General features: G+C 69.9%; 19 protein-coding genes. 12 read left to right on the top strand and 7 right to left on the bottom strand.

Annotated elements, in window-relative coordinates:
- The coding region (gene ilvC / locus BLU79_RS43310; RefSeq protein WP_218137842.1) for a ketol-acid reductoisomerase at positions 1-899 on the bottom strand (899 nt) is incomplete at its 3' end.
- Positions 900-978: 79 nt separating this feature from the next.
- Between ilvC and BLU79_RS43305 the strand changes: the two genes are divergently transcribed.
- Entirely contained in the window at positions 979-1419 is a 441-nt protein-coding gene (locus BLU79_RS43305) for an AMP-binding protein (protein WP_177001414.1), read from the top strand.
- Here BLU79_RS43305 and BLU79_RS43300 read toward each other — a convergent pair.
- From BLU79_RS43300 to argG, 3 genes are all read right to left on the bottom strand, one after another.
- Positions 1343-2872 (bottom strand): helix-turn-helix domain-containing protein, encoded by a 1530-nt coding sequence (locus BLU79_RS43300; protein ID WP_093911547.1) that lies wholly within the window; start codon positions 2870-2872, stop codon positions 1343-1345. The genes BLU79_RS43305 and BLU79_RS43300 overlap by 77 nt on opposite strands.
- A 65-nt stretch (positions 2873-2937) precedes the next feature.
- Positions 2938-3135, bottom strand: coding sequence for a DUF4236 domain-containing protein (locus BLU79_RS43295; protein ID WP_093911546.1), 198 nt, complete (start codon positions 3133-3135; stop codon positions 2938-2940).
- Positions 3136-3272: 137 nt separating this feature from the next.
- Complete coding sequence (gene argG / locus BLU79_RS43290; protein ID WP_093911545.1) at positions 3273-4727, bottom strand: argininosuccinate synthase; 1455 nt, start codon at positions 4725-4727, stop codon at positions 3273-3275.
- A gap of 304 nt (positions 4728-5031) precedes the next feature.
- On the opposite strand from argG, the gene acnA reads away from it, so the two are divergent.
- From acnA to BLU79_RS43260, 6 genes are all read left to right on the top strand, one after another.
- Positions 5032-7749, top strand: coding sequence for an aconitate hydratase AcnA (gene acnA, locus BLU79_RS43285; protein WP_093911555.1), 2718 nt, complete (start codon positions 5032-5034; stop codon positions 7747-7749).
- A gap of 187 nt (positions 7750-7936) precedes the next feature.
- On the top strand, positions 7937-8662 hold the full coding sequence (locus BLU79_RS43280; protein ID WP_093911544.1) for a response regulator transcription factor: 726 nt from the start codon (positions 7937-7939) through the stop codon (positions 8660-8662).
- Positions 8659-10212, top strand: a complete 1554-nt coding sequence (locus BLU79_RS43275; protein ID WP_093911543.1) for a sensor histidine kinase — start codon at positions 8659-8661, stop codon at positions 10210-10212. The genes BLU79_RS43280 and BLU79_RS43275 overlap by 4 nt, the downstream gene beginning before the upstream one ends.
- 246 nt (positions 10213-10458) lie before the next feature.
- Entirely contained in the window at positions 10459-11553 is a 1095-nt protein-coding gene (locus BLU79_RS43270; protein ID WP_093911542.1) for a lytic polysaccharide monooxygenase auxiliary activity family 9 protein, read from the top strand.
- Positions 11554-11729: 176 nt separating this feature from the next.
- Positions 11730-12995 carry a glycosyltransferase family 4 protein gene (locus BLU79_RS43265; RefSeq protein WP_093911541.1) on the top strand — a complete coding sequence of 422 codons (1266 nt, stop codon included), beginning with the start codon at positions 11730-11732 and terminating at the stop codon, positions 12993-12995.
- Positions 12992-13885, top strand: a complete 894-nt coding sequence (locus tag BLU79_RS43260) for a transferase (protein WP_093911540.1) — start codon at positions 12992-12994, stop codon at positions 13883-13885. Before BLU79_RS43265 ends, BLU79_RS43260 begins: the two co-directional genes overlap by 4 nt.
- Positions 13886-14091: 206 nt before the next feature.
- On the opposite strand, the gene BLU79_RS43255 is transcribed toward BLU79_RS43260, so the two are convergent.
- Positions 14092-15096, bottom strand: coding sequence for an acetylxylan esterase (locus tag BLU79_RS43255; RefSeq protein WP_093911539.1), 1005 nt, complete (start codon positions 15094-15096; stop codon positions 14092-14094).
- Between the two features lie 186 nt (positions 15097-15282).
- Here BLU79_RS43255 and BLU79_RS43250 point away from each other — a divergent pair, with 186 nt between their 5' ends.
- Genes BLU79_RS43250 through BLU79_RS43230 form a run of 5 tightly spaced genes read left to right on the top strand, consistent with a single transcriptional unit; the run spans position 15283 to position 21505 of the window.
- A complete protein-coding gene (locus tag BLU79_RS43250) occupies positions 15283-16275 on the top strand; it encodes an ABC transporter permease (protein WP_093911538.1) in 993 nt (330 codons plus the stop codon).
- Positions 16269-17141: a carbohydrate ABC transporter permease gene (locus BLU79_RS43245; RefSeq protein WP_093911537.1), complete on the top strand. Its 873-nt coding sequence runs from the start codon at positions 16269-16271 to the stop codon at positions 17139-17141. Before BLU79_RS43250 ends, BLU79_RS43245 begins: the two co-directional genes overlap by 7 nt.
- A 13-nt stretch (positions 17142-17154) precedes the next feature.
- Positions 17155-18810, top strand: coding sequence for an ABC transporter substrate-binding protein (locus BLU79_RS43240; protein WP_093911536.1), 1656 nt, complete (start codon positions 17155-17157; stop codon positions 18808-18810).
- Entirely contained in the window at positions 18807-19493 is a 687-nt protein-coding gene (locus BLU79_RS43235) for a YesL family protein (RefSeq protein ID WP_093911535.1), read from the top strand. The genes BLU79_RS43240 and BLU79_RS43235 overlap by 4 nt, the downstream gene beginning before the upstream one ends.
- Positions 19490-21505, top strand: a complete 2016-nt coding sequence (locus tag BLU79_RS43230; protein ID WP_093911534.1) for a beta-galactosidase — start codon at positions 19490-19492, stop codon at positions 21503-21505. Before BLU79_RS43235 ends, BLU79_RS43230 begins: the two co-directional genes overlap by 4 nt.
- On the opposite strand, the gene BLU79_RS43225 is transcribed toward BLU79_RS43230, so the two are convergent.
- Together BLU79_RS43225 and BLU79_RS43220 are read right to left on the bottom strand one after the other, a co-directional pair.
- Positions 21498-22703, bottom strand: coding sequence for a vWA domain-containing protein (locus tag BLU79_RS43225; protein ID WP_093911554.1), 1206 nt, complete (start codon positions 22701-22703; stop codon positions 21498-21500). The two genes, BLU79_RS43230 and BLU79_RS43225, sit on opposite strands and share 8 nt — an antisense overlap.
- A gap of 179 nt (positions 22704-22882) precedes the next feature.
- Positions 22883-24133: an AAA family ATPase gene (locus BLU79_RS43220; protein WP_093911533.1), complete on the bottom strand. Its 1251-nt coding sequence runs from the start codon at positions 24131-24133 to the stop codon at positions 22883-22885.
- Positions 24134-24193: the final 60 nt, after the last annotated feature.

The raw sequence follows: 24193 nt of genomic DNA, 5'->3' as shown, positions 1-24193 counted from the left end.
TCGTTGTACTTCTTCAGACCGCCGTGGTACTCGTCCATCCAGGCCTGGGCGAAGGTGCCGTCCTGGATCTCGGCGAGGACCTGCTTCATCTCGGCCTTGGTGGCGTCGGTGATGATCCGCGGGCCGGTGACGTAGTCGCCCCACTCGGCGGTCTCGGAGATCGACCAGCGCATCTTCTCCAGGCCGCCCTCGTACATGAGGTCCACGATCAGCTTCAGCTCGTGCAGGCACTCGAAGTACGCGATCTCCGGCTGGTAGCCGGCCTCGGTCAGCGTCTCGAAACCGGCCTTGACCAGGGCGGCCGTACCACCGCAGAGGACGGCCTGCTCACCGAACAGGTCGGTCTCGGTCTCCTCGGTGAAGGTCGTCTTGATGACGCCGGCGCGGGTGCCGCCGATGCCCTTGGCGTACGACAGGGCCAGCGCGAAGGCGTTGCCGGTGGCGTCCTGCTCGACAGCCGCGATACACGGAACGCCGCGGCCCTCCTCGTACTGGCGGCGGACCAGGTGGCCCGGGCCCTTGGGGGCGACCATGCAGACGTCGACGCCGGCCGGGGGCTTGATGAAGCCGTAGCGGATGTTCAGACCGTGGCCGAAGAACAGGGCGTCGCCGTCGTTCAGGTTCGGGGCGATGTGCTCCTCGTAGACCTGGGCCTGGATCGGGTCCGGGACGAGGATCATGATGACGTCGGCCTCGGCGGCGGCCTCCGACGGGGTCACCACGCGCAGGCCCTGCTCCTCGGCCTTCGCCTTGGACTTGGAGCCCTCGTGCAGACCGACGCGGACGTCGACACCCGAGTCACGGAGCGACAGCGCGTGGGCGTGGCCCTGGCTGCCGTAACCGATGACCGCGACCTTGCGGCCCTGGATGATGGACAGGTCGGCGTCGCCGCCCGCCATCGTGCCGCGGCGGAGGAACTCTTCGCCCGTATGGGGGGTGGTCCGGTACGGCGCCGGTCCCGGTCGGATCGTGGCGCTCATGCGCGCACGCGGCACCGACTGGCCGGTGACCGCGCTCGCCGTCCAGCGCACCGGCGCCGCGTATCTGCCGCTGGACCCCGAGCACCCCGCGGAACGCCTGCGCCGCACGCTGGCCGACGCAACTCCGGTGCTCGTCGTCGCGGACGACGTGCTGCCGAACACTGCGGGCGATGTGCCGGTGCTGGTCCTGGACCCGGAGGCGTACGAGGGCGAGCCCTTCGACGCCCCCTCCCCGAACCCGTCGACCCCCGCCTACGTCATCCACACCTCCGGCTCCACCGGCACACCCAAGGGCGTCGTCCCCCACTCGGGGCTGGCCGCGCATTCGTGCAGGCCGGCCAGGGTGTGGCGGCACGCGCCGGTCAGATGTCCCGAAAGATCTCGATCTGCGCCCCGATGGAGTTCAGCCGCTCGGCGAGGTCCTCGTAACCCCGGTTGATGACATACACGTTCCGCAGCACCGACGTGCCCTCCGCCGCCATCATCGCCAGCAGGACGACCACGGCGGGCCGCAGGGCGGGCGGGCACATCATCTCGGCGGCGCGCCAGCGGGTCGGGCCCTCGACCAGGACGCGGTGCGGGTCTAGGAGCTGGAGTCGGCCGCCCAGGCGGTTGAGGTCGGTCAGGTAGATCGCGCGGTTGTCGTAGACCCAGTCGTGGATCAGGGTCTTGCCCGACGCGACGGCGGCGATGGCCGCGAAGAACGGGACGTTGTCGATGTTCAGGCCCGGGAACGGCATCGGGTGGATCTTGTCGATCGGCGCCTCCAGTTTGGAGGGCCGGACCGTCAGGTCCACCAGGCGCGTACGGCCGTTGTCCGCGAAGTACTCGGGCGTACGGTCGTGGTCTAGTCCCATCTCCTCCAGGACCGCCAGCTCGATCTCCAGGAACTCGATGGGGACGCGACGCACCGTCAGTTCCGACTCCGTCACCACCGCCGCGGCCAGCAGGCTCATCGCCTCGACCGGGTCCTCGGACGGCGAGTAGTCCACGTCGGCGTCGATGTCCGGCACACCGTGCACGGTGAGCGTGGTGGTGCCGATGCCCTCGACCCGGACGCCGAGCGCCTCCAGGAAGAAGCACAGGTCCTGGACCATGTAGTTGGAGGAGGCGTTGCGGATGACGGTGACGCCGTCGTGCCGCGCCGCGGCCAGCAGCGCGTTCTCGGTCACCGTGTCGCCGCGCTCGGTCAGCACGATCGGACGGTCGGGACGGACGGAGCGGTCGACCGTGGCGTGGTACTGGCCCTCGGTCGCCGCCACGTCCAGTCCGAACCGGCGCAGCGCGATCATGTGCGGCTCGATGGTCCGGGTGCCGAGGTCGCAGCCGCCCGCGTACGGCAGCTTGAAGAGGTCCATGCGGTGCAGCAGCGGGCCGAGGAACATGATGATCGAGCGGGTGCGTACGGCCGCCTCGGCGTCGATCGCCGCCATGTTCAGCTCGGCCGGCGGTACGAGCTCCAGGTCGACGCCGTCGTTGATCCAACGGGTGCGTACGCCGATGGAGTTGAGCACCTCCAGAAGGCGGTAGACCTCCTCGATGCGGGCGACGCGGCGCAGCACCGTGCGCCCCTTGTTGAGCAGCGAGGCGCACAGCAGGGCCACGCAGGCGTTCTTGCTGGTCTTGACGTCGATCGAACCGGACAGCCGACGTCCGCCGACGACCCGCAGATGCATCGGCCCGGCGTATCCCAGGGACACGATCTCGCTGTCCAGGGCTTCACCGATTCGGGCGATCATCTCAAGGCTGATGTTCTGGTTGCCGCGCTCGATGCGATTGACGGCGCTCTGGGAGGTGCCCAACGCCTCGGCGAGCTGCGTCTGTGTCCAGCCACGGTGTTGCCGGGCGTCACGGATGAGCTTGCCGATGCGTACGAGGTAGTCGTCTGCCATGAGGTTGAGGTTATCTCAGATATGAGATGAGACCTCGATAGGGGGGTCATTCGAGTGACGGGCCGTCAACGTCGCCTGGCGTTACGGCTGCGCCGCCACCCGAAAGGTCCGGGCAAATCCATTGATGTCGTACGACGTCCGGTGCTGCTGTGTGTGCGCCGGGGGCCGTGTTTGCCGCCGGTGGTGAGGGACCAGGAGTGCCGGTTGATGTTCAGTCGCACTCCCGGAAGGATCCGGAAGCTCTTGCGGAACGTGAGGGGCATGGCTGCCTCCCTTCGCGGTCGGGGTACTTGTCCCTCGATTACCCCGACTCGGCCGACTGATGGCACACGGACGGGAAAGGCCGGCCCGGCGCCCGTGGCGCCCGGCCGGCTTTCCCGTGTCCGTCCCCTCGTGGCGGTCAGTCCGTGCCGGACTCCATCGCCGCGCGGTCCAGCAGCGCGTCCTCCTCGGAGACCTCGCCGCGGGAGGCGATGGCCTCGGCGCCGCCCTCGGGCAGCTCCGGCATGGTGCCGATGAGGCCGGTCGCGGCGGCCTGGGAGGCGCCGACGGTGGGGCTGCCGGTGCCGATCAGGCCGAGGCCGACGAACTGCTCCAGCTTGGCGCGCGAGTCGGCGATGTCGAGGTTGCGCATGGTGAGCTGGCCGATCCGGTCGACCGGGCCGAAGGCCGAGTCCTCGGTGCGCTCCATGGACAGCTTGTCCGGGTGGTAGCTGAACGCCGGGCCCGTCGTGTCGAGGAGCGAGTAGTCCTCGCCGCGCCGCAGCCGGAGGGTGACCTCGCCGGTCACGGCGGCGCCCACCCAGCGCTGCAGAGACTCGCGGATCATCAGCGCCTGCGGGTCCAGCCAGCGGCCCTCGTACATCAGGCGGCCGAGGCGGCGGCCCTCGTTGTGGTACTGGGCGAGGGTGTCCTCGTTGTGGATGGCGTTCACGAGGCGCTCGTACGCCGCGTGCAGCAGCGCCATGCCCGGGGCCTCGTAGATACCGCGGCTCTTGGCCTCGATGATGCGGTTCTCGATCTGGTCCGACATGCCGAGGCCGTGGCGGCCGCCGATGGCGTTGGCCTCCATCACCAGGTCGACGGGGGAGGCGAACTCCTTGCCGTTGATGGTGACCGGGCGGCCCTGCTCGAAGCCGATCGTCACGTCCTCGGCGGCGATCTCGATGGACGGGTCCCAGAACCGCACGCCCATGATGGGCTCCACGGTCTCGACGCCGGTGTCCAGGTGCTCCAGGGTCTTGGCCTCGTGGGTGGCGCCCCAGATGTTGGCGTCGGTGGAGTAGGCCTTCTCCGTGGCGTCCCGGTAGGGCAGGCCGTGGGCGACCAGCCACTCCGACATCTCCTTGCGGCCGCCGAGCTCGGTCACGAAGTTCGCGTCCAGCCAGGGCTTGTAGATCCGCAGGTGGGGGTTGGCGAGCAGGCCGTAGCGGTAGAACCGCTCGATGTCGTTGCCCTTGTAGGTCGAGCCGTCGCCCCAGATCTGGACGTTGTCCTCGAGCATCGCCCGCACCAGCAGCGTGCCGGTGACGGCGCGGCCCAGCGGCGTGGTGTTGAAGTACGCCCGCCCGCCGGAGCGGATGTGGAACGCGCCGCACGTCAGCGCGGCCAGGCCCTCCTCGACCAGGGCGGCACGGCAGTCGACCAGGCGCGCGATCTCGGCGCCGTAGGTCTTGGCGCGGCCGGGCACCGAGGCGATGTCGGGCTCGTCGTACTGGCCGATGTCGGCGGTGTAGGTGCACGGGACGGCGCCCTTGTCGCGCATCCAGGCGACCGCGACCGAGGTGTCGAGACCGCCGGAGAAGGCGATGCCGACACGTTCGCCGGTGGGCAGGGAGGTGAGGACCTTGGACATAGGAAGAGTATGCATGAACTCGCATGGTCATGCAAAGAGCCCATGTGAAGGGGCGCGGATTCCCGTGGAGGTGTGCGCAAGGGTGCGGCTGATGGAATGGGAGAGGGAGGCCGGGCATGACCAATCCGGCCCCGTGTACTAGAGTTATCTCGACATCGAGATATCTGCCGAGGCGCACCGCAGTCGCACGCCTTGCCGGGTCTAGCAGTAAGGCATGCCTAACTTAGCCTTACCTTAGCGGATCGGCCAAGGCGGCGTGGCGGCAGGATGCGGTGGTAAGCGCACAAAAATGAAGGAGACTGTCGTGTCGGCGAACAGCTTCGACGCCCGCAGCACGCTGCAGGTGGGCGACGAGTCGTACGAGATCTTCCGGCTGGACAAGGTCGAGGGCGCCGCGCGCCTCCCCTACAGCCTGAAGGTGCTGCTGGAGAACCTCCTCCGCACCGAGGACGGCGCGAACATCACCGCCGACCACATCCGCGCCCTCGGCGGCTGGGACTCCCAGGCCCAGCCGTCGCAGGAGATCCAGTTCACGCCGGCCCGCGTGATCATGCAGGACTTCACCGGCGTGCCCTGTGTCGTGGACCTCGCCACCATGCGTGAGGCCGTCAAGGCCCTCGGCGGCGACCCGGCGAAGGTCAACCCGCTCTCCCCGGCCGAGATGGTCATCGACCACTCCGTCATCGCCGACAAGTTCGGCACGAACGACGCCTTCAAGCAGAACGTCGACCTCGAGTACGGCCGCAACAAGGAGCGCTACCAGTTCCTGCGCTGGGGCCAGACCGCCTTCGACGACTTCAAGGTCGTCCCGCCCGGCACCGGCATCGTCCACCAGGTGAACATCGAGCACCTGGCGCGCACGGTCATGGTCCGCAATGGCCAGGCCTACCCCGACACCCTCGTCGGCACCGACTCGCACACCACCATGGTCAACGGCCTCGGCGTCCTCGGCTGGGGCGTCGGCGGCATCGAGGCCGAGGCCGCGATGCTCGGCCAGCCGGTCTCGATGCTCATCCCGCGCGTCGTCGGCTTCAAGCTGACCGGTGAGCTCACCCCGGGCACGACCGCCACCGACCTCGTGCTGACCATCACCGAGATGCTCCGCAAGCACGGTGTCGTCGGCAAGTTCGTCGAGTTCTACGGTGAGGGTGTCGCCGCCACCTCCCTCGCGAACCGCGCCACCATCGGCAACATGTCGCCGGAGTTCGGTTCCACCGCCGCGGTCTTCCCGATCGACGGCGAGACCATCAAGTACCTCAAGCTCACCGGCCGCTCCGAGCAGCAGCTCGCGCTCGTCGAGGCGTACGCCAAGGAGCAGGGCCTCTGGCTGGACCCGCAGGCCGAGCCCGACTTCTCCGAGAAGCTGGAGCTGGACCTCTCGACGGTCGTCCCGTCGATCGCCGGCCCGAAGCGCCCGCAGGACCGTATCGTCCTCGCGAACGCCGCCCAGCAGTTCGCCCAGGACGTCCGCAACTACGTCGACACCGCCGACGAGTCCGGCAAGGAGTCCTTCCCGGCCTCCGACGCCCCGGCCGTCGCGCCCAACGGCGTCCCGTCCAACCCGGTCACCGTCACCGCCCCCGACGGCTCGACCTACGAGATCGACCACGGTGCGGTGACGGTCGCGGCCATCACCTCCTGCACCAACACCTCGAACCCGTACGTCATGGTCGCCGCCGCGCTCGTCGCGAAGAAGGCCGTGGAGAAGGGCCTGACCCGCAAGCCGTGGGTCAAGACCACCCTCGCCCCGGGCTCGAAGGTCGTCACCGACTACTTCGACAAGGCCGGTCTGACCCCGTACCTCGACAAGGTCGGCTTCAACCTCGTCGGCTACGGCTGCACCACCTGCATCGGCAACTCCGGCCCGCTGCCGGAGGAGGTCTCCAAGGCCGTCAACGACCACGACCTCGCCGTCACCTCGGTCCTCTCCGGCAACCGGAACTTCGAGGGCCGTATCAACCCCGACGTCAAGATGAACTACCTGGCCTCCCCGCCGCTGGTCGTCGCGTACGCCCTCGCGGGCTCCATGAAGGTGGACATCACCAAGGACGCGCTCGGCACCGACCAGGACGGCAAGCCGGTCTTCCTGACCGACATCTGGCCGACCGAGGCCGAGGTCAACGACGTCGTGGCCAACGCCATCGGTGAGGACATGTTCAACAAGTCCTACCAGGACGTCTTCGCGGGCGACGCCCAGTGGCAGGCCCTGTCGATCCCGACCGGCGACACCTTCGAGTGGGACGCGCAGTCGACGTACGTCCGCAAGCCCCCGTACTTCGAGGGCATGACGATGGAGACCACCCCGGTCTCCGACATCACCGGCGCGCGCGTCCTCGCCAAGCTGGGCGACTCGGTCACCACCGACCACATCTCGCCCGCCGGCGCCATCAAGGCCGACACCCCGGCCGGCAAGTACCTCACCGAGCACGGTGTGGAGCGTCGTGACTTCAACTCCTACGGTTCGCGCCGGGGCAACCACGAGGTCATGATCCGCGGCACGTTCGCCAACATCCGCCTGCGCAACCAGCTCGCGCCGGGCACCGAGGGCGGCTACACCCGCGACTTCACCCAGGCCGACGGCCCGGTGTCGTTCATCTACGACGCCTCGCGCAACTACATCGAGCAGGGCATCCCGCTGGTCATCCTGGGCGGCAAGGAGTACGGCTCCGGCTCGTCCCGTGACTGGGCCGCCAAGGGCACCGCGCTCCTCGGCGTCAAGGCCGTCATCACCGAGTCGTACGAGCGCATCCACCGCTCGAACCTCATCGGCATGGGCGTCCTGCCGCTCCAGTTCCCGGAGGGCCAGAACGCCGAGTCCCTCGGTCTGACCGGCGAGGAGACCTTCTCCTTCACCGGCGTCGAGGAGCTCAACAACGGCACCACGCCGCGCACGGTCAAGGTCAGCACCGACACGGGCGTCGAGTTCGACGCGGTCGTCCGCATCGACACCCCCGGTGAGGCCGACTACTACCGCAACGGCGGCATCATGCAGTACGTGCTGCGCAGCCTGATCCGCAAGTAAGCGATCAAGTCAGCGGTACGGCACGGCGGTTGAGGGCCGCATCCCCGGTCACCGGGGGTGCGGCCCTTCGCCGTGTCCGGGCGGGGGCTGCCCTCAACCGCCCTCCCCGCGCCGGGAAACCCCAGGTCATCACCCATCCTCAGGTGGAACACAGGGTTCCCTCAGCGGACGGGGACAGGATCGGGACATGACTGGCACCCAAGGGCTGCGAAACGGCCGTGTCCGTGTGCTCATCGTCGACGACGAGCCCGCGCTCACCGACCTGCTCTCCGTCGCCGTCGAGGAGGCGGGCTGGCGCGCCTACCCGGCGCTCGACGGACAGAGCGCGCTGAGGATCGCGCGGGGCTGCCCGCCGCACGCCGTCGTGCTCGACGGGATGCTGCCCGACCTGGACGGCCTCCAGGTGCTCCGCCGCCTCAGGTACGAGAACCCGAAGCTGCCCGTCCTCATGCTCACCGCCCGCGACGCCCTGGAGCACCGGCTGGACGGCCTCGGCGCCGGTGCCGACGACTACGTCACCAAGCCGTTCTCCCTGGAGGAGGTCGTCCTGCGGCTGCGTGGACTGCTGCGCCGGGCGGGGGCCGAGCGGGCCCGGTCCGACACGTCCGTGCGCGTCCTCGGCGACCTCGTGCTGACCGAGGAGAGCCGCGAGGTGCACCGCGCGGGCGTGCCCGTCCCGCTCACCGCCAAGGAGTTCGACCTGCTCAGCCTGATGATGGGCCACCCGCGGCAGGTGCTCAGCAAGGCGCAGATCCTCGATCATGTGTGGAGCAGTTCCTTCGACGGCGGCGGCAACCTCGTGGAGGTCTACATCTCCAACCTCCGCCGCAAGATCGACCACGGCCGGGCGCCGCTGATCCACACCGTGCGCGGGCTCGGCTACGCCATCCGGCCGGTGGAGGACGGGAGATGAGCACGCGACGACCCCTTCGCTCCCTGCGCACGCGCCTGCTCGTGTTCATCGGCCTCACCCTGGTCGCCGTGTGCGTCGCGATGGCGCTCACCACGGCCTTCGTCCAACGCGCCTATCTGATGGGCGACCTGGACGGCCGGGTCGCCAACGCCGTCTCCCGCAGTCTGGGCGGGGCCGCGCTGCACCCGGACGTCGAGGACGACCTGGGCTTCCTCAACGAGAACGGCCACCCGGCCGGCCTGCTCGCGGCCCGCCTCGACGAGGACGGCACGATCGTCGCCGCCGCGGTCGTCAGCCAGGACGCCGCGCCGAAGACGCTCACCGCCGAGCAGACCGCCGCGTTGGCGGACATCGCGACGGACGGCACCGAGCACACCCGGACCGTCCCGGGCCTCGGCACCTATCGGGTCGCAGCGGTCGAGAGCGGCGGCATCCGGGTCCTCACCGGGCTGCCCATGGACGACGTCCAGCGCATGATCGGCGGACTCGTCGCCGCCGAGGCAGCCGTGGCGGTGGCCGGTCTCGCCGTGGCGGGCGGGGTCTGCGCCGTGGTCGTACGACGCCAACTGCGCCCCCTCGGCCGGGTCGCCGCCACCGCCGCCGAGGTCTCCCGCGCCCCGCTCGACCGCGGCGAGGTCACCGGCCTCACCCGGGTCCCGGCCCCGGACACCGACCCCGCCAGCGAGGCCGGCCAGGTCGGCGCCGCGCTCAACCGCATGATCGACCACGTCGAGTCCTCGCTCACCGCACGCCAGCGCAGCGAGGAACGGATGCGCCGGTTCCTCTCCGACGCCAGCCATGAACTGCGCACCCCGCTCGCCTCGATCGCCGGCTACGCCGAACTCATGAGCCGCGGCACCGACCGGGTCGAGCCGGTGCTCGCCTGGCGCCGGGTGTCCGCCGAGTCGGCCCGGATGACGGGGCTGGTCGAGGATCTGCTCCTGCTGGCCCGCCTGGACGAGGGGCGACCGCTGCAGTCCGCCGAGGTGGACATGGCGGCGCTGGTCGCCGAGGCGGTCTGGGACGCGCGAGCGGCGGGCGGCACCCACGACTGGCAGCTCGAACTGCGCCTCGACGCGGCCCCGTCGGTCCTCGGCGACCAGGCCCGCCTCCACCAGGTGGTGGCCAACCTCCTCGCCAACGCCCGGGTGCACACACCGGCGGGCACACGGGTCGTGGCCACGGTGGAGGCGGGGGACGGATCCGGTGCGGCGAGGGACGGCTCCGGCGTCGTGATCCGCATCCGCGACAACGGCCCCGGCATCCCGCCCGCCTTCCTCCCCACCGTCTTCGAACGCTTCACCCGCGCCGACGCCTCCCGCGCCCGCAGCGGCCCGCACGACGGGGGATCCGGTCTCGGCCTCGCCATCGTGGCGGCGATCGTCTCCGCGCACGGCGGCCGTATCGACGTCGAGAGCGCGCCCGGTCGCACCGAGTTCACCATCGAACTGCCGTCCGTGGACGCCGAACCACCGGTACTGGACGCCCTGTCGGGCCCGTCCGCCCCGGCACCGGCGCGGTCCTCACGGACGCTCGCCGGCAACTGCTGACGGACGACAGCCGTTGCCCCGTACGCCTGTGACGCCTCGTGCGTCATCCGTTTACAACTGCGCCACTCGGCGCTACTTTCCGAACCAAGGGGAGGTGGGAGCGCTCCCATGCGGTGGACCGGAACCCGCCGCCTGTGTGCCGCTCCCGCCCCACCCGGTCGCATCGCCTCGCGTATGCGACGGCATATCCGCACCCGCACACATGCATCCGCACAGCCCGTACCTGAAGGAACGGACTCGTATGTCATGATCCTGACAACAACTGACGCGAGCGCACCCCCGCCTCGCCGATTAACGCTCCCCACCCGCGCCAGAGCGCTCTTCCTCGTCCTGGTCTCCCTGCTCGCGACCATCCCCGCCGTGGCCCTCGTCATGAGCACCGGCGGCGAGGCGGAGGCCCACGGCACCCCCATGAAGCCGGGCAGCCGCACCTTCCTGTGCTGGCAGGACGGGCTGACCGACACCGGAGAGATCAAGCCGGTCAACCCTGCCTGTAAGGCGGCCCAACAGATCAGCGGCACAACGCCGTTCTACAACTGGTTCTCCGTGCTCCGCTCCGACGGCGCCGGCCGCACCCGCGGCTTCGTGCCCGACGGCGAGCTGTGCAGCGGCGGCAACACCAACTTCACCGGCTTCAACGTGCCGCGCGACGACTGGCCGCTCACCCATCTCACCTCGGGCGCGACGGTCGACTTCTCGTACAACGCCTGGGCCGCGCACCCGGGTTGGTTCTACGTCTACATCACCAAGGACGGCTTCGACCCGACCCAGACCCTCACCTGGGACGACATGGAGGAGCAGCCCTTCCTCTCCGTCGACCACCCGCCGCTCAACGGCTCCCCGGGCACGGTCGAGGCCAACTACTCCTGGACAGGAAAGCTTCCTGACAACAAGTCGGGCCGCCACATCGTCTACATGGTCTGGCAGCGCTCCGACAGTCAGGAAACCTTCTACTCCTGCTCCGACATCGTCTTCGACGGCGGCAACGGCGAGGTGACCGGCATCAAGGAGCCCGGCAACCCGACCGACCCGGTGCCCGGCGAGTGCTCGGCCGCCCGCCGTACGACCGGCAGTTGGTCCGGTGGCTACCAGTCCGAGGTGACCGTCACCAACACCGGCGACGTCCCCATGCTCGGCTGGATGGTCGACTGGACGCTCCCGGTCGGCCAGAAGGTGGAGAGCCTCTGGAGCGGCAACGCGACCTACACCGGACAGGCGGTGATGGTCCACAACGTCGACTGGAACGGCTCCCTCGATCCGGGGGAGAGCACGACCTTCGGCTACGTCGTCTCCGGCTCCGGCGGCGACAGTACGGCGACCCTGCCCTGTCGGGTGGGCTGAACCGCCGCCCGAAGCGGACCCGGTGGGCGTCGAGCCGTCGCCCGCCGGGCCCGTCGTCGATCCGGGTGGGGTGGTGACCGCGAGCGGCGACCGGCCCCGGTCGGCAGAGTGTTGAACAGGAAAACAAACTGGTAACGGAAGGCAACCGTAAGGGGGTTCGACGCGGTCTAGCCCATATGAAGATCACTTTCCTGCTGCACAACGCCTACGGGATCGGAGGCACGATCACCACCACGTTCAACCTGGCTCAGGCGCTGGCCGAGCGGCACGACGTGGAGATCGTCTCCGTGCTGCGGCACCGGGAACACCCCAACTTCACCCTGGACCCGAAGGTTTCCTTAAACCCGCTGGTGGATCTGCGGCACGAGAAGGAACATCCCCTGCATTTGAGACCGGCGCGCGTGTTCCCCGCCGCCGAGTACCGCCACCGGCAGTACAGCGAGTTGACCGACCGGCGGATCGGCGAGTGTCTGGCGGCGACCGACGCCGATGTCGTCATCGGCACCCGGCCCGGACTCAACGTGCACCTCGCGCTCCAGGCACCGGAACGCGTCATCCGCATCGGGCAGGAGCACCTCACCCTCGACAACCACCCGCCCCGGCTGCGCACCGCGCTGCGCCGGGCGTATCGCGGGCTGGACGTGCTGACCACGGTCACGGAGGCGGACGCCGCCGCCTACCGGCGCAAGATGCGGCTGCCCGGTGTGCGGGTGGAGGCACTCCCGAACAGCGTTCCCGACCCCGCGCTGGCCGCCGCGGACGGCACCGCGAAGGTCGTGGTCGCGGCGGGGCGGCTGGTCCCGGTGAAGCGGTACGACCTGCTCATCGAGGCCTTCGCCCTCGTCGCCGCCGAACGTCCCGACTGGCACCTGCGCATCTACGGCAAGGGCGAGGAACAGGACCGGCTGCGGCAGCTCATCCACCGCCTCGGCCTGTACGACAACGTCTTCCTCATGGGCGCGGCGGCTCCCATGGAGGCGGAGTGGGTCAAGGGCTCGATCGGCGCGGCCGCGTCCAACTTCGAGCCGTTCGGCATGACCATCGTCGAGGCGATGCGCTGCGGACTGCCGGTGGTCAGCACCGACTGCCCGTACGGACCCGGCGAGATCATCAAGGACGGGGTCGACGGCCGACTCGTGCCGGTCGGGGACCGTGACGCGCTGGGCGCCGCACTCCTGGACCTCGTCCGCGACGACGAACGACGCCGGCAGATGGGCCGTACGGCCATGGCGAACGCGCGACGGTTCGCGCCGCTCCCGATCGTCGACCACGCCGAGCGACTGATCGACGAGGCACTGTCGGCTCGCAGGGCCGGGCGACCGGTCGGGCAGGGACCCGGCCGAATACAACGTGCCCTGGTCAGCCAGGGCTTCGCCGCCCGCGACGCCGCCTATGCCGTGGCCTCCCGCGCGGTGCGCACGGTACGGAGGGGACAGCGATGACGAGGCAACCCGGCACGACACGTGACGCGACACCGCGCACCGACTGCACGGTCGACTCGGACGGGCGCATCACCTTCCTGCTGCCGGCGCAGACGGCCGCCGGCTCCCACCCGCCCCGGCTGCTGCTGCGGCTGCGTCCCAAGAAGGGGCAGCCCGAGAAGGTTCTGCACATGCTCGACCTGGAGCCCGAGGACGACGGCCGCCTGCGCGCCGTCCTGGAGCCGAAGCTCGCCCTCGCCGAGGGCCGTTGGGACGTGTACCTGCTTCCCGAACCAGGAGAACCGGGCGAGCGCGGAGAACCAGGTGAGCGCGGAGAGTCAAGCGCAGGGCGCCTCCGCCTCCGCCCCGGTCTGCGTGACCTGCGGACCCTCGTCGACGGACGGGCCCGCGACTGGCCGTCGCCGGTCGCCGTGCGGGTGCCGTACACCACCAAGGACGGCTATCTCGCGGTGCGGGCCTGGCTGCGCACCGCCCACGCGGAGGTCGAGGGCATCGAGGTCGCGGGCCGGACGCTGACGGTCAGGGCCCGGCTGCACGGCGCCACGCTCGCCGAGGGGGCCGCCGTACGACTGCGTCTGCGGGGCGGGAAGGGCGTCGTACGGACCCTGGAACCACGGGCCGCAAGCGACGGCCGGGCGTTCTCCTTCACCGTGGACTACGGGGAGTTGGCCGCCCACCATGACACCGGAAGCCGCGTCTGGGACCTCTCCGTCCAGCCCCGGCCGGCTGCGGATGCCACCTCGATCCGGATCGGCCGGCTGCTCGACGACGTGGCGGACCGCAAGGAGATCTTCGTCTATCCGACGGCCGCGGTCGGCGATGTCGCCGTACGTCCCTACTACACGGTCGACAACGACCTCTCCGTGGAGGTGACCGCCGCGACGGCGTGAGGTTCGTTCTCGAGCGGACCCGGTGGGCGTTGAGCCGTCGTCCACCGGGTCCGCGAGCCAGACGGACCCGAGGGGGGAGAGAGGCCCGTCCGGTTGGAGAGTGGCTGTGCGGGGATGCAAGGTCGACAACGTTGTCGAGCGGCCCCCGCATGACTCTATCGCCTCAACGGACAACACCGTCAAGCCAGTTGGAAATCCGGCCGCATTTACGCGGACCGTGGGTCGAAGGCCAACACTTCGCACAGCCAGTCCAGTTGGCGACGCACGTGCACCGCGTCGCCGCCCTCGTGGCCGTTGAACGGATAGGCGTGGATCTCCTTGCGCGGGTCCGCGCCCGACAGCCCCGCATAGCGGTTGAAGGCGCCGTACGCCCCGCTCGGCGGGCACACCGTGTCGCGCAGGCCGACCCCGAAGTGGGCCGCAGCGTGGGCGCGCCGCGCGAAGGTGATCCCCTCCAGGTAGGCGAGGGTGTCGTACGCGGCGCGCTCGGCGCCCCGGTGCACGGAGAGGTACGCGGTGATCTCGCCGTACGGCCCCGCGTCCGTGAGGTCGAGGGCGCGCCGGATGCCGCACAGGAACGGGGCGGTGGCGAGGAGCGCCGCGAGGTCGGGCACGAGTCCCGCTACGGCGAGGGCGAGCCCGCCGCCCTGGCTGTTGCCGACGGCGGCGATCCGTGCGGCGTCCACGCCCGGCAGGGCCCGCACGGCCGTGACGGCTCGTACCGCGTCCGTGATCAGGCGGCGGTAGTGGTGGTCGTGGGGTGACAACAGCCCGCGTACCGCCGGGCCCGGGCCGCCCGGCGCCGTGGCGTGCGGGTCAGGGGTGGCGCCGCCGTTGCCGTACTGGTCGCCCTGGCCCCTGTTGTCCATCAGCAGATGCGCGTACCCGGCGTTCACCCAGGTCAGCCGCTCGTGCGGGAGGCCGCGGCCACGGCCGTAGCCGGCGTACTCGACGACCGCGGGCAGCGGTTCGCGCACCCCGGCCGGTCTGCTGAACCAGGCCCGCACCGGGTCGCCGGCGAACCCCCGGAAGGTCACGTCCCACATCTCGGTCAGCCGCAGCCCGGTCCGCACCGGGTGCGCCGACACCAACACCTCCGGCTGTGCCGCCTCCTTGAGGGTGTCGTGCCAGAACTCGTCGAAATCGGCGGGCTCGTGGGGATCCGGGCGGTAGCGCTCCAGCTCCGCCAAGGGCAGGTCGAACGCGGGCACCAGCTGCCTCCGATTGTTGCGCTTCTGAATATGAATGTTTCGTAGTTCGGGGCTCGTCCGGGCAACTGCCTCCTCAACTCACCTTCCGTGTCAGTCCCATTGACAGCCATTACACCCGCCCCTAACCTCGCCGCAAAGTTGCCGGTACGACTCCGAAACTTTCGGTGCCACCGGGAGGCCTACCGCATGAGCACCCCCACCAGATCGGCTCCGCCCCCCGGCACACAGGAGCCGCCGCCGACGAAAGCCCCACCCCGCCGTGGCCGTCCGCCGACGCGCACCGGCTGGCGTCGGGCGCTGCGCCGGGACTGGCAGTTGTACTCGCTGGCCCTGCTGCCGCTGCTGTTCTTCCTGGTCTTCCGCTATCTGCCGATGATCGGCAACGTCATCGCCTTCCGGCGCTTCGAGCCGGGCGGATCGATCTTCGGCGAGGACTGGGTGGGCCTGCGCTATGTCGAGATGTTCCTCAGCGACCCCACCTTCTGGCAGGTGTTCCGCAACACCCTGTGGCTCGGCGGACTGACGCTCGTCTTCTGCTTCCCGATCCCGATCGTGCTCGCCCTGCTGCTCAACGAGGTGCGCCGACGCTCGCTGAAACGATTCGTGCAGTCGGTGTCGTATCTGCCGCACTTCCTGTCGATCGTGATCGTCGCGGGCATCACGATGCAGATGCTCGCCACGGACGGCCCGATCAACCACGTCCTGGGGTGGTTCGGGCACGACCCGATCCGGTTCATCCAGGAACCCGAGTGGTTCCGCACCGTCTACGTCGGCTCGGAGATCTGGCAGACCGCCGGCTGGGGCACGATCCTCTACCTCGCCGCGCTCACCACCATCGACGAGGACCTGTACGAGGCCGCCCGCATCGACGGCGCGGGCCGCTGGCGGCAGATCTGGCACGTCACCCTGCCCGGCATCCGCCCCACCATGATCACGCTGCTGATCCTCAACGTCGGCACCTTCATGGCCGTCGGCTTCGAGAAGGTCCTGCTGCTGTACAACCCGCTGACCTACCAGACCTCCGACGTGATCTCCACCTACGTCTACCGGACCGGTGTGGAGTCCAACAGCTTCAGCTACGCCGCCGCCATCGGCCTGTTCGAGGCGATCATCGGCCTGGTCCTGATCACGTCCGCCAACACGCTCTCGCGCCGCACAGTGGGGACCAGCCTGTGGTGAAGCCGAGCCGTTCCCACCGCGTCTTCCAGGGTGTCAACGGGGTGATCCTCACCCTCGTCGTGGTCGTGACCCTGTACCCCTTCCTCAACATCATCGCGCGGTCCTTCAGCGGGGAGCGACAGATCCGCGCCGGCGAAGTGACCCTGTGGCCCGAGGGGTTCAACCTCACCACGTACAAGATCGTGTTCCAGGACTCCATGTTCTGGCGCAACTACGGCAACACCGTGTTCTACACGGTCGTCGCGACCGCCGTCGCCATGGTGCTGACGACCTGTTACGCCTACGTCCTGTCGAAGAAGCACCTCAAGGGCCGTGGCGCGCTCGTCGGCATCGCCGTGTTCACCATGTTCTTCACCGGTGGCCTGATCCCCAACTATGTGCTGATCACCAGCCTCGGACTGAAGAACAGTGTGTGGGCCATCGCGCTGCCCAACGCGATCAGCGTCTTCAACCTCCTGGTCATGAAGGCCTTCTTCGAGAGCCTGCCGACCGAGCTGGAGGAGGCCGCCCAGATCGACGGCCTGAGCACGTACGGCATCCTGCTGCGGATCGTGCTGCCGCTGTCCAAGGCGGTCGTGGCGACGATGGTGCTCTTCTACTCGGTGTCGTTCTGGAACTCCTGGTTCAGCGCGTTCCTCTATATGGACCGGACGGATCTGATGCCGGTCACCGTCTACCTGCGCAACCTCATCCAGGGCGCCACCGGAGGCTCCAACGCCGGTGCCGGCACCGAGCAGCTCAGCCAGGTCGGGGCGAACATCCAGGCGGTCACCATCGTGCTCACCGCGCTGCCGATCCTCTGTGTGTACCCGTTCGTCCAGCGCTACTTCGTCTCGGGCGTGATGCTCGGCGCGGTCAAGGGCTAACAAGGGAGTATCCGTGAAGAACTCAGGTCAGCTGTCGCGGCGCCAGATCCTCGCCGCCGCGGGATTCATCGGCCTCGCCACCCTCACCGGCTGCGGCAGCGGCGACGACGGCGGGGACTCCAAGGACCTGTCGAAGAAGCAGAACGGCGCGATGAAGGAGTACCGCGCCGGACAGCGGTTCAAGGCGGCGAAGCCGCTGTCCTTCTCGATGCTGCACAACAACAACCCCGTCTACCCGATGAAGAGCAGCTGGCTGTTCTGGAAGGAGGTCACCAAGCGCACCGGCATCACCATCGAGCCCCTCGACGTCCCGCTGGCGGACTACGAGAAGAAGCGCAGCGTCCTCATCGGCGCGGGCGACGCCCCCTTCCTGATTCCCAAGACGTATCACCCCTCCGAGGTCGCGTTCGTGTCGTCCGGCGCGATCCTCGCGGTCAGCGACTACGTGCACCTGATGCCCAACTTCCAGGACAAGGTCAAGAGATGGAAGTTGGAGCCCGAGCTCGACTCCATACGCCAGTCCGACGGCAGCTACTACCTGCTGCCCGGCCTGCACGAGAAGGTCAAGTCCGGCTACTCCCTGTCCTTCCGCACGGACGTCCTCGACAAGCTCGGTATGAACCTGCCCACCAGCTGGGACGAGGTGTACGACGTCCTCAAGGCACTCAAGGCCGAGTACCCCGACAAATACCCCTGGACCGACCGCTGGAGCAGCAACACCCCCTTCCCGTGCGGCGCGCTGTTCAGCTACCTCGGCCAGTCGTACGGGGTGAAGGCGGGCTGGACCTACAACAACCTCACCTTCGACACCGAGGCGGGGAAGTTCGTCTTCAACGCCACGACGGACAGCTACCGCCAGATGATCGAGTACCTGAGAAAGCTCGTCGCCGAGAAGCTGCTGGACCCCGAGAGCTTCACCCAGCAGGACGACCAGGCCGTGCAGAAACTGCTGGCCGAGAAGTCCTATGTGATCAGCGCCAACCCGCAGGAGCTGGTGCAGAACTACCGCTACAACCTGGAGAAGCAGGTCAAGGGCGCGAAGATCGAGATGGTCCCGGTGCCCCTCGGCCCCGCGGGCCCGGTGGTCCTGGGCGGTACCCGTCTGGAGAACGGCGTCATGATCTCCAGCAAGGCCCTCAAGAGCGACACCTTCGTCGCGATGATGCAGTTCGTGGACTGGCTCTGGTACTCCGACGAGGGCCAGCAGTTCTGCAAGTGGGGCGTCGAGGGCGTCACTTACACCAAGTCCGGCGACACCTACGAGCTGAAGCCCGGTATCTCCCTCATGGGCTCCGAACCGGACGCCCCGAAGGACCTCCAGAAGGACTACGGCTTCTTCAACGGCGTCTTCACCTACGGCGGCAGCTGGGCCCTCGTCTCCTCCAACTTCAGCCCGGACGAGCAGAAGTTCCAGGACGCCATGTCCCAGCGCGAAGAGCTCCCGATCGACCCGGCGCACCCGCTGCAGTCCATGGAGCAGGAACAGGCGACGCTCTGGGACACCCCGCTCAAGGACCACGCCATCCAGAACACCCTCAAGTTCGTCCTCGGCAAACGCCCGATGTCCGAATGGGACGCCTACGTCGCCGAGTTGAAGGCCAAGAACATGGACCAGCTCGTCGACCTGCACAACAAGGCGTACGAACGCTTCAAGAAGGAGAACGGGTGAGCGGCGGCGCCCCTACGGCCGCCTTCGGTACCGGAGTCCTCTCCCGCGCCGCGGGCCTGATCCACACCCTCGTCACCGTCGAGGCGCTGCTGCTCCTCGCCGCGTCGCCCGGCCTCGCCGGTCTGCTCCTCCTCGGCCCCGACCCGGGCAACCTGCCGCTGGCCGCCGTATGCCTGCTGCCGCTCGGCCCGGCCCTGTCCGCCGCCCTGTACGCCCTGCACCACCGCAGCCGCGACCTCACGGACCTGCACCCGGCGCGCACCTACGCACGCGGCTGGCGGCTCAACGCCCGCCCGGCGCTGAAACTCTGGACGCCCCTGCTCGCCTGGCTCACCGTCATCGCGTTCACCCTCACCCACTTCTCCGCCACCGGCCTGCCCGGCTGGTGGGCGGTGCTGCTCGGGGTGATCGGCGCCGGCTCGCTGCTGTGGGGCGCGCACGCGCTGGTCCTCACCTCGCTGTTCGCCTTCCGCACCCGCGACACCGCCCGCCTCGCCGCGTACTTCGTCGTCCGGCACGCCCGCGCCACCCTCGCCGCGGCCTCCCTGCTCCTACTGGTGGCCGCGTCGACCGCCCTGCTGACCGAGGCCCTGCCCGCCCTGCTGGCCGCGCCGCTGCTGCTCTCCCTGCTGCACAGCAGCCGTCCGGTGATCGCCGAGACCCAGGAGGACTTCACCGCATGACCGCGCCGCGCACCCCGAGGATCCCGTACGGCGGCGACTACAACCCCGAACAGTGGCCGCAGCCGGTCTGGGACGACGACCACCGCCTGTTCACGCAGGCCCGCATCGACACCCTCACCGTCGGCGTCTTCACCTGGTCCCTCACCCAACCCGCCCCCGACACCTACGACTTCACGGCCCTCGACCGCATCCTCGACCGCGCCGCCGCCGAGAACCGCCAGGTCTGCCTGGCCACCGGCACCGCGGCCCTCCCGCCCTGGCTGGCCAGGAGACACCCCGAGGTCAACCGCACCGACTTCGAGGGCCGCCGCCACCGCTACGGCCAGCGCCACAACTTCTGCCCCAGCTCACCGGCGTACCGCGACCACGCGACGGCGATGGCCGCACGCCTCGCGGAACGCTACGCGGACCACCCGGCACTGCTCGCCTGGCACATCAACAACGAGTACGGCGGCGTCTGTTACTGCGACCTGTGCGCGGAGGCGTTCCGGGCCTGGCTCCAGGACAAGTACGGCAGCCTCGACACCCTCAACGACGCCTGGTGGACGACCTTCTGGTCCCACCGCTACACCGACTTCGGCGAGATCGAGCCGCCCAGCGCCCTCACCGAGCACTGGCGCGGTCCCGACCACACCGCCTTCCAGGGCATCACCCTGGACTACTTCCGCTTCACCACCGACGCCCTCCTCGACTGCTTCCTCGCCGAGAAGGAGGTGATCCGCGCCCATGACCCCGACACGCCCGTCACCACCAACTTCATGGGCATGTTCCGCCCCCTCGACTACCACCGCTGGGCGCCCCACCTCGACTTCGCCTCCTGGGACAGCTACCCGCCCCTCGACGCCCCGCCCACCTGGCCCGCCCTCGCCCACGACCTGATGCGCGGCCTCAAGGACGGTGCCCCCTTCTGGCTGATGGAGCAGACCCCGTCCACGACGGCCTGCCGTGACGTCAACCCCCTGCGCCGCCCCGGCGAACTCCGCCTCGCCACCTTCCAGGCCGTCGCCCATGGCGCCGACGCGGCCCTCTACTTCCAAATGCGCGCCTCACGCGGTGCCTGCGAGAAGTACCACGGCGCGGTCATCGGCCACGCGGGCCGGGACGACACCCGGGTGTTCCGTGAAGTGGCCGATCTGGGGCGTGAGTTGGAGGCGCTCGGTGACGCGACCCTCGGCGCCCGCACCCCGGCCCGTACCGCGCTGATCTTCGACTGGGACAGCTGGTGGGCCCTGGAGATCTCCGACGGCCCTTCCCGGCTGGTCAAGTACCAGGAGGTGGTCCACGCCTACTACCGGGCCGCCCGCGAGGCCGGCGCCGACGTGGACGTCGTCCCCCAGACCGCCGACCTGACCTCGTACGACGTGGTTCTGGTTCCCGTTCTGCACCTGGTCAAGGGCGACCTCGCCGAGCGCCTCGAAGGGGTCGCCGCACGCGGCGGCACGGTTGTGGCGACCTTCCTCTCGGGCCGCGGCGACGAACACGACCGCGCGTTCCTGACGGACGTCCCGGGACCGCTGGCTCCCCTGACGGGCGTGCGGGTCGACGAGTGGGACTCGCGGCAACCGGAGTTCGCCCAGCACATTCCCGAACTGGAGACAGAGGCGCGCCTCGTCTTCGAGATCGTCCAGCCGCGCGGCGCCGAGCCGATCGCCACCTATGGCAGCGACTTCTATGCAGGCACCCCGGCCGTGACACGGCACGCGTACGGCGACGGCGAGGCATGGTACGTCGCCACCGCCCTCGCCCAGCCCGGCGTCGACCAGGTGGTCCGCCGTATCCTCGCCCGCCACGAGCTGATCGGCCCGTACGCCGACCACCCGACCGTGGAGACCGCGACCCGGATCGCCCCCGACGGCACCCGTCTCCTCTTCCTCCTCAACCACGCCCCCGAACCGGCCCGTCTGACCGCCCACAGCACCGCCATCGACCTGCTGACAGGCAAACGGACAGAGGAGGGCGAGCCCCTGACCCTCGACCCGCTCGGGGTGGCGATCCTGAGCCTTCTCAGTTGATGGTGACGACACGTGCCCAGGACGGCGGGGTGTCCGGGACGTAGTCCGGATTGTTCTCGTTGACGGTGCCGCCGACCCGGGGGAAGAGACCGACGACGGTGCGGCAGGGCGGCTGCGCGGAGGGCCATGGCGTCTGACCGTCCGTGAGAGCGACGATCACGTCCGGGCGGGGCCGGGAGCGGAGCGCCCGGGCGAAACCGGAGCGCAGATCCGTTCCCCCGCCGCCGACCAGCTCGATGTTCTCGGCGCGGCAGAGCGGGACGGCCACTCCGGCCGCCGCGTCGCAGGAGATCACCGACACCAGGTCGCGCCGCCCGCCCACCGCGCGTGAGATGGCCGCCACCTCCAGCAGCGCGCTGCCCAGTTCGGCGTCGCTCACCGACCCGGAGGTGTCGATCACGACGCAGACCCGGGGCGGCGTACGCCGCAGGCTCGGCAGCAGTACCCCGGGGACACCGGCCGAGCGCCGGGACGGACGCCGGTAGCTGTGGTTCTCGCCCACCCCTGGCGCGCCCGCCGCCGAGCGTACGGCCGCCCCCAGCAGCCGCCGCCACGGCTGCGGCGGATGGAACGCCTCGTCCGCCCATCGGCGCCACCCCTCAGGGGCGCTGCCCGGCCGGCCCTTGATCCCCTCGGCGACCCGGAAGCGCACCGCGTCCCGCTGCTGCCTGGTCAGCCCGTGTGACCCGTCCGGCCCCAGCTCCCACGGCCGGTCCTGTCCGTCCGCACCGCTGCCACAGTCCAGCCAGGCCAGGTCCGCGGCGAGCCCAGACATTGAGGCAGTCCGCAGGTACTCCTCCATCAGCAGTCCGTCGGGCAGCCGCAGCAGCGACGGGCGCACCGCCCCGGTCGGCCGGGGCAGACCCTCGCCGTAGATGTCGTCGTTGATCTCGAAGTCGGCGGCGATGTTCCGCCGCAGCCTCTCGCCCGGCCCGTACTCCTCATGCTCCCGCGCGTACCGCTCGCCCCGCCCGTGGTGGTCCCGGAGCAGATGGGACACCTCGTGCACCCAGACGCCCGCCAGTTCCTCGACCGGGGTGCGCGCCACGAAGCCGGGGGAGACGTAGCAGCGCCAGTGCGCGTCGACCGCCATGGTCGGTACCGACCGGTCCTCCACCACCGACAGCGCGAACAGCGCGACAGCGAGGTACGGGCGGACCTTGACCGCGTGCAGCCGGGCGGACAGCAACTTCTCCATGTCCAGCGGGAGTCCGGGCGGGTTGTCCGGCCCGTCGTGACCGGCCGGTGGTCCCGGCACGGTCGCCCGTACCGGGCGCGGCGGCGGAGGTGGGGCCATCGGGCGCGGCAGCGGGCGCCTCGTGGTCATCGGCGCACTGCCCCGGGACGGCCCCGCCTCGGCGTGCTTCAGGGTCTCGGTCATCGGCGCGCCCCCTCGGCCCGCCCGGCCCGCTCCACCGACCGGTCCGCGCGCTCGGCGAGACCGACGACGGCGGTCAGTCGTTCCACCGCCTTCGGCACCTCCCAGTTGTCGCGTCGCAGCGCGGCCAGAGTCGTGGCGGGGGCGACGAGCAGGTCCGGGGCGCCGGTCTCCAGCGCACGGACGAGCACCGCCCAGCCCGCCTCCCACCGCTCCCGCTCAGGCCGCGCCCCGACGGCGGCCACCACGGCCTCCAGCGCGGCCTGACGCAGATCGCCCCGCTCCGGAAGCTCGGCGGAGGCCGGATCGGCCAGGAGCGACTCCGGGTCCGGCAGGTCCATCCGGTCCAGATGGGCGAGGAGTTCGAGCCCCGGACCGTCTCCCACCGCGCCCCGTACCAGCAAAGCCAGAACGTCCCGCGAGACGGAGGCCGCCGTGCCGAAGGCCAGCAGGGTCAACGCCGTCTCCCAGCTCCGGGGCGAGGGCCAGGCGCCGCCGCGCCGCGTCTCGGTGCTCGGCAGCCGGTGGATCAGCGTCGGCCGGACCTTCAGGAACCCGCAGACCGCGCGCCGCGCGAAGGCCACCGCCTCCGCCAGCCGCTCCGGCTCCAGGCGGGGCAGCTCGGCCCGGGGCCAGACCCCGCCGAGGCCCCGCACCACCACGTCCTGGTCGTGCACCCAGTACAGGTGCACGAACCGGTTGGCCAGCGGCGGACTCAGCTCCCACCCGTCCGCCGCCGACGCGCGCGGATTGGCGGCCGCCACGATCCTTACCCCCGGCGGCAGTTGCAGCGCACCGACCCTGCGCTCCAGGACGACCCGGAGCAGCGCGGCCTGCACGGCCGGGGTGGCGGTGGAGAGCTCGTCCAGGAAGAGCAGCCCCCGCCCGGCCCGTACCAGTTCCACGGCCCACTGCGGCGGTGCCATCGGCACACCACGCACCGCCGGGTCCTCGCCCACGATGGGAAGCCCGGAGAAATCGGTCGGCTCGTGGACGCTGGCGATCACGGTCGTCAGCGGCAGGTCCAGGGAGTCGGCGAGCTGCGTCAGGGCCGCGGTCTTGCCGATGCCCGGCTCGCCCCAGAGCAGCACGGGCAGATCGGCAGCGACGGCCAGGGTGAGCGCTTCGAGCTGGTCGTCGGGGCGCGGTTCGGTGGTGGTCGTCCGAAGGATCGTCAGGAGATCGTCGGCGAGGGTGAGTTGGGTGGCGGTCTCGAAGGGGTCGACGGGCAGGAGGGTGCTGGAAGTCATGGGCATCACCTGGGGGAGGTCAGGGAACGGGACAGCCCGTTCCAGAAGTCGTCAAAAGGA

It is taken from the genome of Streptomyces sp. cf386 (assembly GCF_900103585.1).
GTDB lineage: Bacteria > Actinomycetota > Actinomycetes > Streptomycetales > Streptomycetaceae > Streptomyces.
The sequence above is the reverse complement of the archived record's forward strand: the minus strand, read 5'-3'. Positions and strand labels throughout refer to the sequence as shown.

Bases quoted from the DNA above. Each gene is read 5' to 3' on its own strand.
- BLU79_RS43305 (WP_177001414.1), top strand. From the start codon at position 979: ATGCGCGCACGCGGCACCGACTGGCCGGTGACCGCGCTCGCCGTCCAG.
- BLU79_RS43300 (WP_093911547.1), bottom strand. From the start codon at position 2,872: ATGGCAGACGACTACCTCGTACGCATCGGCAAGCTCATCCGTGACGCC.
- BLU79_RS43295 (WP_093911546.1), bottom strand. From the start codon at position 3,135: ATGCCCCTCACGTTCCGCAAGAGCTTCCGGATCCTTCCGGGAGTGCGA.
- argG (WP_093911545.1), bottom strand. From the start codon at position 4,727: ATGTCCAAGGTCCTCACCTCCCTGCCCACCGGCGAACGTGTCGGCATC.
- BLU79_RS43280 (WP_093911544.1), top strand. From the start codon at position 7,937: ATGACTGGCACCCAAGGGCTGCGAAACGGCCGTGTCCGTGTGCTCATC.
- BLU79_RS43275 (WP_093911543.1), top strand. From the start codon at position 8,659: ATGAGCACGCGACGACCCCTTCGCTCCCTGCGCACGCGCCTGCTCGTG.
- BLU79_RS43270 (WP_093911542.1), top strand. From the start codon at position 10,459: ATGATCCTGACAACAACTGACGCGAGCGCACCCCCGCCTCGCCGATTA.
- BLU79_RS43265 (WP_093911541.1), top strand. From the start codon at position 11,730: ATGAAGATCACTTTCCTGCTGCACAACGCCTACGGGATCGGAGGCACG.
- BLU79_RS43260 (WP_093911540.1), top strand. From the start codon at position 12,992: ATGACGAGGCAACCCGGCACGACACGTGACGCGACACCGCGCACCGAC.
- BLU79_RS43250 (WP_093911538.1), top strand. From the start codon at position 15,283: ATGAGCACCCCCACCAGATCGGCTCCGCCCCCCGGCACACAGGAGCCG.
- BLU79_RS43230 (WP_093911534.1), top strand. From the start codon at position 19,490: ATGACCGCGCCGCGCACCCCGAGGATCCCGTACGGCGGCGACTACAAC.
- BLU79_RS43225 (WP_093911554.1), bottom strand. From the start codon at position 22,703: ATGGAGAAGTTGCTGTCCGCCCGGCTGCACGCGGTCAAGGTCCGCCCG.
- BLU79_RS43220 (WP_093911533.1), bottom strand. From the start codon at position 24,133: ATGACTTCCAGCACCCTCCTGCCCGTCGACCCCTTCGAGACCGCCACC.